Here is a 13,900-nt window from a genome sequence, read left to right as displayed (position 1 = left end):
GTTACATTACCGGTTATTTCAATCGGTACAGGCCTCACCAGTTTAACAAGGGGTTATCGCCACAAAAGGCTGAAGCAGAATACTTCAAAACTTATAACGAGGTGGCCAGTTTTAGTTGACCACTACAAACCTCACCAATAATTAAACAAGAGTTTAAACCTTATTCGCCCTGCGCCTACCCATTGCATTATGTTGCTGCAATATGCCGCGGCCATAGTAAGTGATCATGCCTGCATCGGCCCAACGCCCCGCCATTTGCACATCGGCTACGGTTTCTCCCGCCGCTAACAGATCTTGGCAGGCCCCGACACGCGAGCTGTGTCCTGACCAAGGCTCGGGTGGCCGTCTGATTTTGCCAGCCAATGCACCTACAGGTAAATTTTGTCGATGAATGACGGTATCTGCATTTTCATCAGTGACTTTTTTGGGGTCATTGAACAACGCTAACCAGCCCTTTTTAAAGATCTCATCCACGTAGTCGGCATGAATATGAGGCCGCTGCGCCAATTGTTCAAACACTTCGGCGCCAGTGGCATCGACACCCACAGATTTAGCCTGAGTTTCTAACGTCGGGCGCTTGTGACGGACAAACAGAAAGCCGCGATCATCCAAGCTTCTGCCTGACAAGCTCAGGTACGCTTCAATCAAATTGACGCAACGAGGCGATAATGGGGCGAAGTCCATTTCCCCTTTTTTCTTCTTGGTTTCGTAGATCACCAACTTCCAATGCTCTACTAATTCACCGGCATCATTGTGTTCAACTTCACTGGTGATATGGGGTATTTTTATTCGTACTAACTCACTTTCTCGCAGCAGCGTTTCATAGGCCACTGTCAATAATGTCAGGTTACGCAAGGTGTAAATATGGCTGCTTTCGTGCCAAAGATCATGCAAGGCATCGAGGTAAATTTCACGAAAAGGCGAGGCTTGGTCGGCATCAAACACCTGCTTATTACGCACACCGACAGCACCAACACTTTCTTCAGTGCGGCGCTGAATTGCGATGTTTTTTAATAACTTACGGATTTCTATACTGGCGGTGGGGTCGGGTGCGCCCGCCCATTGGTGCGCCAATGAAATCATCCAACGATCACGGCCAAGGGTTGTCTTTTTGACGTGCTGGCCGCGATATGCCAAGTAGTTTTTCACCGTTCCCGTCGTTGCGGGTAACCATGGCAGATCCATTTCATCACAGTAAGTTTGAAACAAAGCCAATGCCGATTTAAACGCCCGCAGCGAGTTAGCTTCAAGGCCCGATTGGGTGATCGAGGCATCAAAATTACGTTGGAATAATGCAACAAGCTCAGGAATACTGCCAACATCGCCGCCTTGTTTGATGAACTCATCAGACATGATCCGCAGCCGTTCGACATTACCTTCCTCGGCCAACCGGGTCATTAACTGGCGATCTATTACACCGCTATTGTCCTGCTGTGACACTACCAATTTTGTCATAATTCTGACCTTATTCATTGAAACGTGCGTAACCATCGCTGCTGTCATACTTCCACATTACAGATAATGTCATAACGTGACAGTAGCGGGATGCAGTTGATAATGGGCTTGATGATTGGCCTCATTCACCTCAACCAATCCGACCTTAAACGAGCCAGAACCCTCAACTAAGTCCATAATTTCATTGTGTTTAAGTGACTCTAGCAGCACAGAAATAGGCGCGATCTGATTGCCTTCTTCATCAAAGCAGTGCTCAATATGCTCAGGTAACAGGTACAACACATCGGCCATTTTTGGGTGCTCATCGTCATGGACGAGATCGGATTTGATGCCATGGTTGGCTTCGACTTTGGCCAGCAATGAGTAGAGGTGATCAACATCATTTTCTTGCGTGCTCTGGCGGGTGATTTTATGCAATTTGGTCAACTCAGCTTCTGCATCACCGTTAAGGCGCCGACCATGAGCAATCAGTGATTTGATGTCTTTTTTGATTGGCCGATACACTGGCAGGGCCAATTGCCCTTTGAGGTATTTATTGATGATAGCGTTTCGTTTTGCCACCGGCACAAATCCGCTGCTGGTGGCCACTTCAAAATATAAATGAAGTAACGAGTGAGTTGAAAGTTGGGATAACAATCCAATTTGGTGATCGTTCACAAAGACCTCAAACGTGCGGGTGGAAAAGTTGTCATCATATCGGTGATTTCTTGCGAGCAAACGCTAGTGTCATTTTTGCGCCTACGGGCAAACTATTGTAAATAGCCAAGCCATTTTACCCGATACTGAATGATAGTACAATTTTACCCCTGATAAAGTTGATTATCAGTGGTAAATAGTAAACATAAAAATACAGGGTAGTCGCTCATGGTAAGTTTCTAGAATAGCCCTACACAACAAACTATACACCGTGGATACTTAGCGTGTGTTACCGGGCAACCAGTATTGACGGGGTGAAAGGACCAGCTATACACTGTGGATAGTTATGTCAATTCGCTAACTAAGAGTTAGCCAAAAATTTTAAACCGGCGCTTGACGATCAAAAGTAAAATAAATCACCTCAACGGTTGTCGCTCTTTTTAAGCTCCATATAGCGATCTTTTATTTTATTAATTCTCATTGTTAGCAACTTATTGTATGCGGGTACCATAATGCAGTCTTTAGGGGGGTGGTGCTGAACCTTGTAAAGTTTGACTGTACCGGCAATATCCTCAGCACTATTCGAAATATTACCTTTCTCCAATTCCTTAAGGAATGCTTCTTCATACAGGGGGTAGAACGACTTAACATTCCCTTTTTTTCTAGTGTCAACAAAAGGCGGTTCTAACATACTCAAAAAAATACTATCTATCTTAGATTTGTATGGATAGATTAGATCAACGTCTAAGCTTTGAGTATGCTCCCTATAAGATTCACAAAAATAATTCATTGCCAGGAAAGCTCCAGTTTCAAAAACAAGCTCTCTAATATCCTCTTTTAATTCAACATATTGAGCTTCAGTTTTGTCAGTTGCAAGCGCTAGGCCGCTCATAAAAACAGAAAAAAAAGCAATCAACCGAATCTGACAATCCATTATTAAATCCTATAGCCAAGTACGCATTGGCATAATTTATTTAAATAATTGATATTAACATAGAACAATGGGCTGGGAGTTATCTTTACCCCACGAGATTACTTCAGATCAGTGCCTTGTTCTACCTAATATGCGCCGCACCTACATTTTTCCCTCGTTCATATAATCACCTTTCAGAATTTAGCAGTAAAAGGCTAAAAACAACAATTTGACAATTATTGCGTGAAAAAAATCCATCCTCTATAGCGAACGAACAATGTTCGTTCTTGTTCTATGTTCGATTTAGCGGTATATTTACCGTCATAGCATGATTTTCTATTTTTTAAGGCTTGGCAGCGATGAGCGATAAACTGAACCCGGACACACTACAAGAACGAGTAAACGCCATTTGTAATGAGCTCTATTCGCAAGGCACAAAGGTGAGCGTGCGCCTTGTTCTTTCAATGATCCCGGAAGTGAATAGCACCAGTACCATTCACAAGTATTTCGCCAAATGGAAAGATGAGTTAGAAGCATCGCAAAAGTCGCTCTATGACAAACTAGGCTTTTCATCTACCTTTACCAAGAGCTTCATGGAAGAGATCTCACGCTTTAGCGTGGAAGCAGAGCAGCGCTACAAAAACAAAGCTGACAGTGCCATTGAGCAGCGCGATGAAGCGCTCGATGAGATGGAAAAAATTGAAGATAAATACATCAAGCAAACCGCGGTACTTGAGCAAAAATTGAAAGTCATTGCGGAGCTAGAAAAAGAGCTACAAATCACTATTACTAAGTCACAGCAAAATATAGAAAAAGAGCGTGAATCGACCCAAGCTGTCCTCAAAGAGCTTCGCCAACAGCTCAACGAAAGCAAAGCTAGCAACCAGGCATTAATTGATTCCAATGAATCTCTGCGCACCGAAGTGGCCAAGGCTGAATTGCGTCTTGAAGGCAACGAAAAGTATGTCAACGAAGTAAAACAGCAATCGCTTGCGTTGATCGCTGAAAACAAAGCTGCAAGTACCACCATCGCCACGTTGAATAAAGAAATAGCTAGCCAGGAAGCTACCTTGAAAGGTAACCACCAGCTGATCCGAAATCTTACCGAACAGCAAGAAAGCCTGCGCGCTTCATTAGCCCAAGCGGAGCAGTCACGTCAACAAACGAATAATGAACTGGTTTCCATGAGAAAAGATCTCGATGTCGCTAAAACGCATGTTGATGAACTAAAAACCCAGCTAAATAGCGAAAATAAGCAAGTAAATGAACTAAAAGTGGCCCTTACTGAACAGGTACGCACCACCGATAAGACCATTTCAAATTATGAATCCACACTCACCGGCAACCATAAGCTCATTGAGCAGCTAGAGCTTGCAAACGCAGCCGCTAGAGAGAAGATTGCTCAGTTAGAGCAGGAAAAAGACAAATTATCAGACAATAATCGTCAATCATAAAGGTGGTTTAACATGCACTATTGGCACGGTAACGGCAAATTAGCCATGCTCGACATTGATGAAATTGATGTCGCCAGTAGTATTATGCCTAGCGTACTGCACTCCATTGGGCCAAGACGCAAGGTAAGTGATGACCGCCAAAAGGTACGAGTCTATTACTTCAAGCCAGAATTCCGCTCTTCTAGCGAGTACCTGCAGTATGAGTTTCAAACAGAATTAACTGACGCTTGGGACAAATTATTGCAACTGTACTATAAGAAAAACGCTGATCAAGATACCGTCTCCTCGCAACTCGCCGTTTTCAATGAGTTGATTTACAAATATATGGAGATTGATGGCTGGCGCGATGTGCGTAAGAAAATAGCACGTAAAAAAGTCTCGCTAACTAAGAAAAAAATTGAAATTAGTGCAGACACATACCGCTTGCTTAACCAGCAACTCAAAGCCACCAACGAAGGGCGTGAAAAACCAGTCAGTATTGATGAATTTATAGCAAAACTTCTCAACTCAAGGATAAAATGATTCATACAACTGGTCAAGTCGCTGCAGTGTAAACGCCCCATGATCCCACGGGCTGATGTTGCTAATGTTTGAAGTTCCAAGGCAAGAGGGTATTTTATCGCCTTACCCAGCGGGCTAGACTCCATCACTTGTTGAGCATCCATTCGTACAACTCATCCAGTATCGGCTTGGCATGCTGCTGACGCTCTGCTTTTCTTTTTCCGCATACGCACCTTTTAAGCGGGATTCTATCCCATAAAGCTTCTGGATTTTGGCCATCGCTTTATCCGCTTTACCTTGAAGCTTCTTCGCATCCATGAACTTACGCCGTGCATGCGCCAAGCAGCCGACATTAGTGACTTGATGAAAGTTAGACCGTACTATTACAATGGCAGTGGCTTAGCACCAAATGAATCAGAGCTAAGATGCTGGCTAGATTAGCACAGTCAAATTAACTTCATTGACGCAATCGGAATGAGGAAATCAACAAGATTTCAATCATAATCGGCAAGAACTTAGCTATTTATTCTTCTTATTCAAGCCTAAAATAACATCAACCCTATTCATTAGCTTAGGTAGTTGAGAGTCAAATGCAATCTCATCGCCTAGTAATAGCAATAATTTTTGTTTATTCCCAACCTTTACTTGGTCACTGGAGAGTAATTCGGACCTAATATTAGTACCATTCCGCAAGCGTTCAGTATTCTTGTACTGATAATCATATACGCGCGAATTTTCAATTTTTTTCATCATTGCACCCCACGGAAAAGGAAGCAGTTATTAGGCTAGTAACTGTATATACTAATTTCTAGTTATAAGGGGTAGTATCTGACCTATATATAGATAGTATAGTTGAGTTGTCTGAATATGGTTCATGTTTTTCATTTTCATTTAAATTGTTTCCACTAAAATCCACCTCTAATTCTGAATTATCAGTAAAGTCTTTCCCTTGAATAGAAAGAAGTAAACGCTGAACATCACTATTAATATCTGGGTAGAGGGTGTTAGATGACATCCCTTGCTTTAAAAGTTCTACAGCTTTGTCCGTTTCTCCGTTAGCCAGGTAATTAAGGCCATCAACAATCGGTGTCAGCATATTCATATTTACCCATGTTGAAGCTGCAATGTCATAACTCGACCTGACGTAGTGAATTACCCCTAGCTGGAATTTTGCTAACAGATTATCAGCTTCTGCGGACAAAATTTCACCATACATTTCAATAGCTTCTTCAAACATTCCAACTTGAGCAAGGATTGAAGCATGCATTAGATTTAACTTATGGTCAGGTTTGACTATATTCCGCCCCTTTTTACAGGTTTCTAATGCTCGGTACAAATCACCATTTTTTAAATTATAAGCGGCAATATGAACGAGCTCTGAATAAGATATATCTGCATTAACCATACTTGGAGTCCTCTAAAATAAAGTGCTGTCTAAGGTTGATAAGAGCCTGTTTATGCAATTGAGACACACGCGCTGTACTAATTTGTAATATATCGGCAATGTCTTTTAGCTTAACTGCATAATAATAATGATAAACGAGTATTTTCTTTTGATTTGACTCTAATGACGTAACTAGAGATTTTATATTATCTCTTAAAACAGACAATTCACCTCCGTCTGCTACTATTTCAGAATAAATCTCGTGTTCTAACAAAACACCAATAGCAGTATATTGATACTTTTGGTACTCATCACCATTCGCCAAGCTTTCTATGTCGAATAAACGTTCCGAATAGATGAAATTGTTAACTGGCTTCTGCGTCGCAAATGAAATAACACCACCTTTCATGTATTTATATGCATAAGCACAAAAGTCACCATTATCGACATCATAATTATCCAGCGCCCGATACATGGAAATTAATGAAGTATGCATAAAATCTCCAAACTCATACTCACTTGATAGATTATATTTTTTGAACAGAGATACTGTCACTCGATTTACCCAAGGTAATAAAGCTTCAACAAGGATATTTTTTTTATCACGAGAATATTTCCAATCAAGGCTATTTAATAACTTTAATTGCTCAGATGTAAGCACATGACACCTTTCTAGAAGCTACTTACTAAGCCACCAATGAGTAGCGTCCAGCCGTCAACCAATATAAAAACTAAAAGCTTTACAGGTAATGATATAGACACGGGTGGTAACATTATCATTCCAAGAGCCATTAAAATACTAGCAACTACGAGATCAATTAGTACAAATGGGATGAATATAACAAAAGCAAACTGGAACGCAGCCTTTAATTCAGTAAGCATAAATGCTGGCGCTAGTACTATAAACTCTACATCATCATCTAAGTTTTGCTTGGCAAAAAGAGGATTGCTACCTAAAGATGCTACAAATTCATAATCTGAATAATCCGTTTTTGAAACTATAAAAGACTTAACTGAGGCATACGACTCAGAAATAAAAGTGTTGTAATCGTACTTTCCAGTCTGAAAGTTTTCATAGGGGCCGGTTTGAATTTCTACTAGTAATGGTGACATTGAAAACAAACTCATAAAAAAAGCCAAAGCAATTATAACAATATTTGGCGGGGTTTGCTGCAACCCCAGAGCAGTTCTCATTAGTGAAAGAACGATAACGTATCGGGTAAAGGATGTTAATGAAACTAGAATTATGGGTATAAAAGACAGTAATAAAATATATGAAAAATTCTGTACAACAGGGTGGCTCATATCAGGAAACTGCATTTTAACTATTCACTCTATCTTCAATTAACTCAGTACTGGCCTGTTGAGGTTTGTATAAATTTTTAACTGAAATTGAGTTGGCAGTTTTTATAACAACAAATTCAATACCTTTAACCTCAACTAAAGCTACTTTGGTTTTACTATCTATATAAGATACTTCAGATATTGCTATACACCCGCCTTTCTTAGATTTTTTATTTTTAAAATAAAAAATAAAAAATAAAAAAATCAAGAGGGCAATAATCAAAAAATAACTTATTGGAAGAGCACTCAATGCTTCAACTTGTTTAAACTCACTCATTTACAAGCTTAATAACTTGGATGGCAAAAAAGCCATCTTGATCAATTAGGCGACCTGTTGCAATAAGGTTAGATTTATAGATCAGGCTAACTTCATCTTTAATATTAACACCAGTAGCAAGGACATCACCTAACTTAATATTAGTAAGTTGAGAGGCTGTCATTGAAAGAGTTCCTATCTCCACGGTCAAATCAATGAGAATATCATTCAACACCTCAGCTTGTACCTTTGTTAATGAAGTACTCGGTTCCACTTTATTATTTTCCATTTATACTACCTATCGTGACCTTAAAGCCGTCAACATTTTTAGATAAAAGAGCTTTAGAAATAATTGTTTCATTACTATACAAAATACTCACTCCGTGCTGCAGTAATCGGTCTGTTTTAATTACACTCCCCACTGATAAATCTAGCAATTTTTTCAGGGGGATTGTCACACCCGACATACCAATTGAAAAGCCAACAACTTCATTATTAATCAAGCTATGAATATAGGAAGAGTTAGAACTTAACTTATCAACAGAAAAAAGTAACGGGTAAAGATAACTTTCAACTAAAGAATGCTCAAGCTCTACATCAACAGTTGAACCATCATCGAAAATTATATTAACATGATAAAATCGAAAATCATTAGAACTCTTATCATTAACCGTTACATTACTAAATATATTAAGAAAGATATCAGAAAAAAAAACATTAACAGAGTGGAAGACCAGGCTTTGATATTCGTTTGAAGACTGAACTACTTCACCGAATAGTTCTTTAATCAACTTTGATTCAAACAAACTATTATGACTAAAAAAAACCTTTCCATCAAAATACTCACCTGCACATTTTTCAATCGAGAACAATTTATCTCGTGTAACATTGACAGTAAAAGAATCTGCTTTAAAAAATGAAGATAAAGCATCATCTATGATGCTTTCTATTCTCTCAGAATATAAATCTTTAGCTAAAATAATTGAATTATCCATTTGTACTATTATAAAGTTGCTCTAGCATTTGATTGGAAACGCTCAGTACTCTAGAGCTAGCTTGATAAGAACGCTGAATAACAATCATATCACCAAACTCTTGAGCTAAGTCCACATTAGAGAGCTCCAAAGCCCCACTAATAACATTTACATCTAAGCCTTCTCCAGCCTTTAAATGCTCCGGCCTATCACCATTAGAACTAAGAATGTGGCCTTCCTTTACAGAAAAGGCAGCAAAATCGTCAACTTTAGCCAAGGCTAATCGACCCACGTCCACTTGCTTTCCATTTACGTATTTCAGTACGATTTCACCATTTGTTTTCACTTCTACCTGACGATATGGTGATTCAACTTCACCATTTATGTCACTAATAGAAATATTGCTTTCTGGGCTTTCGTTAAGAGATGTAAGACCAGCTAAACTGCCAGGCTCACCAAATGAAACTGTTACAGATTGTCCCTCGGGTAGCATAATTTGCAGTTCATTTTTCCCAACTTTTAATGTTCCATCAGCTTCAAACTCAACTAAACCAGACCCAACTTGTGAACCTAATGAATCTTTTACTGTTACCACCCAGTTCATATTATCTTCTGAATAAGAAAAATCTAAACTTAGGTCTTGCGACTCTCCTTTGGCATTAATAATAGATAAATCCCCAAAACTATAATTGGGGGTTTTATTTGTCAACTGACCTGTAATATTTACTAAATCAGTCATTTCAAATGGTAATGATTTATGTGGTGAAATGTTTATTGGAGCGAGATTTCCTTGTTTATCAAAACCAACAACTTTCATTCCACTGAGTTTGTCAACTAAATTATCTTCACTGTCAAATGAAAACAGGCCTGCTCGGGTATAATAGTAATCAGCTCCGTCTTTCAAAATAAAAAGTGCATTTCCATCCAGAAACAAATCTGTACTATTACCAGTTTGTGTAACCTCCCCGGGAGAAAAACGGTAGTCTACATCTGCAACTTTTGCACCCAAACCGTTTCCATCTCTCGTGCTCAGGCTTGTGAGAAAAGCATCCTGTGCTTTGTATCCAGGAGTTTGCATATTTGATACGTTATTACTCACTAGGTTTAAAGCCTTTGAACTTGTGAACATACCAGATAAGCCATTATAAAAAGCTTGAAACATGTTAACCTCTACTTGATATCGCTTTCGCTATCATAAATCGATTTAATTTGACCTAATGGTACATTGTTTAAATATGACCACTCTCCATTGATATCTTTTGTTTTAATAGTAACACTAGCTCCAGAGGGCTCGAAATTAACTGCGATAATTGTCCCCAAAGCGCCTCTAGCTGACGGCTCCTGATTATTATATACTTCTGCATATTTACCAATCATTCCAACAGTTTGCGATGAAATAACTAACTGTCGAATATCTTCTAAAGATTGATTTGTCTGTCTATTCGACTCAAGCAAAGAGAACTGGGCCATCTGAACAAGGAAATCTTGGTTGTTTACAGGTTCAAGTGGATCTTGGGCCTTTAGCTGAGACATAAATAACTTAATGAAATCCTCTTGACGAATGTTTGTGCTTACATTATTTTGACTTGCAAGGAGCTCACTTGAACTAATTGGGGATACAGCCATTATTTAAACCTTTTTCCATTTATATAAACTGTTGTTATTACACCAACATTATCAATCAAGTAGCGTCCTTCTGATTTTAATAATGATTCAACATTCTCTATCGAGGTTCTATCTCCTCGTAAATACACTGAAACACCGTCTGAATTAAAATTAATTTTCAAGAAAAACTTCTTATACAAATCAGAATGATATTGGTAGCCCATATTAGTGTTAGCGACATCTATATTGTAATGTTTAACTGACGTAATTTTGTTTTTTGTGCTACTGGCTTCATAGGACATCAATAATAAGGGATTACAACTGTTATTTTTCCCTGTGGAAATAAAACTATCTACACTAGTGAAGGTTGTTTTATTCCCGTGTTTAACAACACCAAGTTCAACTGGGATAATCTGTTGATATCCACCACTGGAAATCCTGTAAGTCAAAGAGTCAAACACACCTGTAGACAGCCCCTTCAAAACATTTAGTTCAGGACTAGCAAACTCACCACCTGGTAGTAATTGATATTCACCAGAATTTGAACTAATTGTTAGTATCAATTTTGAATCTTTAATCGGGAAGGTGTAGCCAATAGAATCTACTTTCGCTGAGCTATGAATTTCGGTTAAGCTTTTATTTATAAAGAATGAAAGTGGACTAATATCTTCTTTTTCAAATTTTCCGCCTTTTGAAATAGAATCTGTCATATTGCTATTAATAATTAGCCCCACATCTTCCAACTCAGTCTTTGGTTCTACCCAAATAGGATTTATCTTACTTACGTCACTGAATGACTCAATCCCTTCTATTATCGCTCTATCGGTTAAAACTGACAAGGAAGGCTCTAAGACTGAGGAACTGATAGAGACTGGGTTGCCGCTTAAATCGTCACTGAGCATCAGTTCATCAGTCAAAAACTGTTCGCTACTTAATCCGCCAGGAGCAGGCATTTCATCGTCTAACAGCGATTTAAAATCAGATGAAAATGGATTTGATTCTAAGTTACTCCGCAACTGGTTTGAATCATTACCCTTAATATAATCTTCAGTTCCAACACTCATACTCATAGCACAGTGGTCCAACATTCTTCAAGTTGCAAGGCAAGATCCCGATTGTGTTTATCTTTCAAACTTTCGTCTGTCAGCATTTCTATTTTAACTTTAATCGCTTTTTCACGGCATAGATATAGCTGTGATTTTTTTTCCAATATGTAGAGTTCACTCTCGATATCATCTAACAATTCGTTTATTTCATTTTTTTTATTATTTAAAAAAGCTGCATGGTTGACTAAAAAATCCGAGTTTACAAAGTACTCATCAACCATTCCATCCATTGACATTAAGTCGTCATTAAGCTGACATTTATTTTCTGACAATTTTTTCTTATGCTCATTACGTTTTTTTATCTCATTATTACACTTAGCTTTATCGAGCATATTACCAATACTGAGCAGATTAAAAGTTTTCAACATACCTGTCGATCTCTTCCCGTACATTATCATCAAACTGCTCTCCCCAACAATGAAGAGAGTCTTCAGTAATTTTTTTGATGCTAATTAGAGCATCAATTTTTTCGCTGGTTCCTTTTTGGTAAAGTCCTGAATCAATAACATCTCGCACTTTATTATAATCAGAATATACTTTCCGGATATTCTTTTCTATCCTTCTCTCATTTTCATTCAGGGTATAATCAACGACCCTTGAACGGCTTGCTAGTATATTGATTGGAGGGTATAGTCCACTATTCGCTATATTTCTATCTAGAATAAGGTGTGCATCCAATATCCCCCTTAAATAATCACTTACAGGCTCGTTACTATCATCTCCATCAACGAGTATGGACATAACAGCTGTTATATTACCATAGGAGTTAAAAGCTCCACATTGTTCAACAATCAATGATAGTTCACTAAAGACAGAAGGTGGATACCCACGAGCTACAGGAGCTTCTCCCCTACTAATACCTATTTCCCTCATAGAATGAGCAAGTCTTGTTAAAGAATCGATTACTAGTAAAACCTCTTTTCCCTTTTCGGAAAAATATTTAGCGTAAGCGAGACCGATATAAACACTGCGTCTTTTCAGAAATGGGGAATCTTCAGATGTAGAAGCAATTATAATAGTTTCACCAAATTGATTATTATTCAAATGTTTCTTTTCAAATTCAACCACCTCTCGAGACCGTTCCCCGACAAGAACAACGATCTTAATATCGACTCGAATATTTTTATAAAGCATGTTGATTAATGTACTTTTACCTATGCCAGAGCCAGCAAAAACACCTACTTTCTGGCCTGAGCCTATAGGTAGAACAGAATCCAAAATAGGGCATCCGGTTTCATACTTAACGGATACTATATCCCTTTCTTTTACAGGAACCTTTCTTGGATAAAGATGAGTAGCCGTTACGATAGAGCTAGGCCTTAAATTATCAATCAAACCAAAGCCATCTAAAGTTTTTGAATAGGGATCGACATAAATATTCAACATAGGCTCATGGCCCATAAACTCAACTTCATCGCCAACAGCTATCCCTAGAATTCCATTACATGGCAACAAAATAAACTCTTTCCCACCACCAATAACTTCACACTCTAGGACTTCACCATTACTTATTATCCTAGCTACATCACCCACGCGAGCCTGGCATCCAGAGGCTGTAACAAAGCATCCCGCAACAGAAGTAACACACCCAACAATCCTAATTGAACTATTATAAGATATAGGAAGTTGTAGCCTTTTTAAGACGCTATCAAACTTCATTAACTAAGCTCTTTAATTGTGTATTGATATCCCTAATCATTCGGTCTGGGGATATCTCGATAAAAAAATCATTTCCGACTAACCGGGCTGTGAAATCATCTATAGAATCAAGAAATACAATATCAAGAGGCGTACTATCGTCGTCATCACAGGAAAAAAAACTCCTCAATACAGAAGGTAATTCTAGTTTTACAAATGCATTACCATATTTTTTTTTCTGTTTATCAATCATTTCTTGTAAGAGATTTACCATGAAAGACTCATCCCGTAGCAAGTCATTAAACAAGCGGCAGAAAAAGCCCAGAGATTCGGTTTCAACTAAAAAAATCTCTTCTTCAACTTCAATCTTTAATCGCTTTACAAGATCAACGGTTTCTTTATAGAGCTCCCTAATTTTTTTACTCTCTTTTTCGGTACTAATTTTCAGTTGCTCTGCTTCTAAAAGGATTTCTTTTGACTTGATTCTTTCTTCTTCAATCTCAGCTTGTGCTTTCGCTATACCTTCAACAAACGCGTGATGCCTAACTTCATCAAAAACTTTTTTTAGCTCATCAGAAAAGTTTTCTTCAATAAATGATTTTGCTGCTGCTCCCTTCTCAAAAAAACTATTCAC

The 13,900-nt window shown here is 38.4% G+C and carries 18 protein-coding genes and 1 pseudogene; 2 read left to right on the top strand and 17 right to left on the bottom strand.

Annotated elements, in window-relative coordinates:
• Positions 1 to 153: 153 nt before the first annotated feature.
• The 3 genes from K6Y31_RS20405 to K6Y31_RS20395 form a co-directional block, all read right to left on the bottom strand.
• Positions 154 to 1,455, bottom strand: a complete 1,302-nt coding sequence (locus K6Y31_RS20405) for a tyrosine-type recombinase/integrase (protein WP_233054878.1) — start codon at positions 1,453 to 1,455, stop codon at positions 154 to 156.
• Between the two features lie 69 nt (positions 1,456 to 1,524).
• The gene (locus K6Y31_RS20400; RefSeq protein ID WP_233054877.1) at positions 1,525 to 2,112 is read right to left on the bottom strand and encodes a DUF2913 family protein; all 588 of its coding nucleotides are present in this window, start codon (positions 2,110 to 2,112) and stop codon (positions 1,525 to 1,527) included.
• A 400-nt stretch (positions 2,113 to 2,512) separates the two neighbouring features.
• Positions 2,513 to 3,025: a hypothetical protein gene (locus K6Y31_RS20395; protein ID WP_233054876.1), complete on the bottom strand. Its 513-nt coding sequence runs from the start codon at positions 3,023 to 3,025 to the stop codon at positions 2,513 to 2,515.
• A gap of 338 nt (positions 3,026 to 3,363) precedes the next feature.
• Here K6Y31_RS20395 and K6Y31_RS20390 point away from each other — a divergent pair, with 338 nt between their 5' ends.
• Both K6Y31_RS20390 and K6Y31_RS20385 read left to right on the top strand, forming a co-directional pair.
• Positions 3,364 to 4,458, top strand: coding sequence for a DNA-binding protein (locus K6Y31_RS20390; RefSeq protein WP_233054875.1), 1,095 nt, complete (start codon positions 3,364 to 3,366; stop codon positions 4,456 to 4,458).
• Positions 4,459 to 4,470: 12 nt separating this feature from the next.
• Entirely contained in the window at positions 4,471 to 4,980 is a 510-nt protein-coding gene (locus K6Y31_RS20385) for a hypothetical protein (protein ID WP_233054874.1), read from the top strand.
• 83 nt (positions 4,981 to 5,063) lie between these two features.
• Here the strand turns inward: K6Y31_RS20385 and K6Y31_RS20380 are convergent.
• From K6Y31_RS20380 to K6Y31_RS20315, 14 genes and pseudogenes are all read right to left on the bottom strand, one after another.
• Positions 5,064 to 5,325, bottom strand: a pseudogene (locus K6Y31_RS20380) (IS66 family transposase); the annotation flags it as partial.
• A 153-nt stretch (positions 5,326 to 5,478) separates the two neighbouring features.
• The gene (locus K6Y31_RS20375) at positions 5,479 to 5,712 is read right to left on the bottom strand and encodes a hypothetical protein (protein WP_233054873.1); all 234 of its coding nucleotides are present in this window, start codon (positions 5,710 to 5,712) and stop codon (positions 5,479 to 5,481) included.
• Between the two features lie 55 nt (positions 5,713 to 5,767).
• Entirely contained in the window at positions 5,768 to 6,364 is a 597-nt protein-coding gene (locus K6Y31_RS20370; RefSeq protein WP_233054872.1) for a tetratricopeptide repeat protein, read from the bottom strand.
• Positions 6,357 to 7,004 (bottom strand): sigma-70 family RNA polymerase sigma factor, encoded by a 648-nt coding sequence (locus K6Y31_RS20365; protein WP_233054871.1) that lies wholly within the window; start codon positions 7,002 to 7,004, stop codon positions 6,357 to 6,359. Before K6Y31_RS20365 ends, K6Y31_RS20370 begins: the two co-directional genes overlap by 8 nt.
• An 11-nt stretch (positions 7,005 to 7,015) precedes the next feature.
• Positions 7,016 to 7,663 carry a flagellar type III secretion system pore protein FliP gene (locus K6Y31_RS20360; protein ID WP_233054870.1) on the bottom strand — a complete coding sequence of 216 codons (648 nt, stop codon included), beginning with the start codon at positions 7,661 to 7,663 and terminating at the stop codon, positions 7,016 to 7,018.
• 1 nt (position 7,664) lies between these two features.
• A complete protein-coding gene (locus tag K6Y31_RS20355) occupies positions 7,665 to 7,964 on the bottom strand; it encodes a hypothetical protein (RefSeq protein WP_233054869.1) in 300 nt (99 codons plus the stop codon).
• Positions 7,957 to 8,232 (bottom strand): FliM/FliN family flagellar motor switch protein, encoded by a 276-nt coding sequence (locus K6Y31_RS20350; RefSeq protein ID WP_233054868.1) that lies wholly within the window; start codon positions 8,230 to 8,232, stop codon positions 7,957 to 7,959. Before K6Y31_RS20350 ends, K6Y31_RS20355 begins: the two co-directional genes overlap by 8 nt.
• The gene (locus K6Y31_RS20345) at positions 8,222 to 8,938 is read right to left on the bottom strand and encodes a hypothetical protein (RefSeq protein ID WP_233054867.1); all 717 of its coding nucleotides are present in this window, start codon (positions 8,936 to 8,938) and stop codon (positions 8,222 to 8,224) included. Before K6Y31_RS20345 ends, K6Y31_RS20350 begins: the two co-directional genes overlap by 11 nt.
• Positions 8,931 to 10,079, bottom strand: a complete 1,149-nt coding sequence (locus tag K6Y31_RS20340; RefSeq protein ID WP_233054866.1) for a flagellar hook-basal body complex protein — start codon at positions 10,077 to 10,079, stop codon at positions 8,931 to 8,933. Before K6Y31_RS20340 ends, K6Y31_RS20345 begins: the two co-directional genes overlap by 8 nt.
• Before the next feature lie 8 nt (positions 10,080 to 10,087).
• The gene (locus K6Y31_RS20335; RefSeq protein ID WP_233054865.1) at positions 10,088 to 10,543 is read right to left on the bottom strand and encodes a flagellar hook assembly protein FlgD; all 456 of its coding nucleotides are present in this window, start codon (positions 10,541 to 10,543) and stop codon (positions 10,088 to 10,090) included.
• Positions 10,543 to 11,592, bottom strand: a complete 1,050-nt coding sequence (locus K6Y31_RS20330; protein ID WP_233054864.1) for a hypothetical protein — start codon at positions 11,590 to 11,592, stop codon at positions 10,543 to 10,545. Before K6Y31_RS20330 ends, K6Y31_RS20335 begins: the two co-directional genes overlap by 1 nt.
• On the bottom strand, positions 11,589 to 11,996 hold the full coding sequence (locus K6Y31_RS20325) for a hypothetical protein (RefSeq protein WP_233054863.1): 408 nt from the start codon (positions 11,994 to 11,996) through the stop codon (positions 11,589 to 11,591). The genes K6Y31_RS20330 and K6Y31_RS20325 overlap by 4 nt, the downstream gene beginning before the upstream one ends.
• Positions 11,980 to 13,287 carry a hypothetical protein gene (locus K6Y31_RS20320; protein ID WP_233054862.1) on the bottom strand — a complete coding sequence of 436 codons (1,308 nt, stop codon included), beginning with the start codon at positions 13,285 to 13,287 and terminating at the stop codon, positions 11,980 to 11,982. Before K6Y31_RS20320 ends, K6Y31_RS20325 begins: the two co-directional genes overlap by 17 nt.
• Positions 13,277 to 13,900: a hypothetical protein gene (locus tag K6Y31_RS20315; RefSeq protein WP_233054861.1), complete on the bottom strand. Its 624-nt coding sequence runs from the start codon at positions 13,898 to 13,900 to the stop codon at positions 13,277 to 13,279. Before K6Y31_RS20315 ends, K6Y31_RS20320 begins: the two co-directional genes overlap by 11 nt.

Source organism: Motilimonas cestriensis, assembly GCF_021295315.1.
GTDB lineage: Bacteria > Pseudomonadota > Gammaproteobacteria > Enterobacterales > CBDFNC01 > Motilimonas > Motilimonas cestriensis.
The sequence above is the reverse complement of the archived record's forward strand: the minus strand, read 5'-3'. Positions and strand labels throughout refer to the sequence as shown.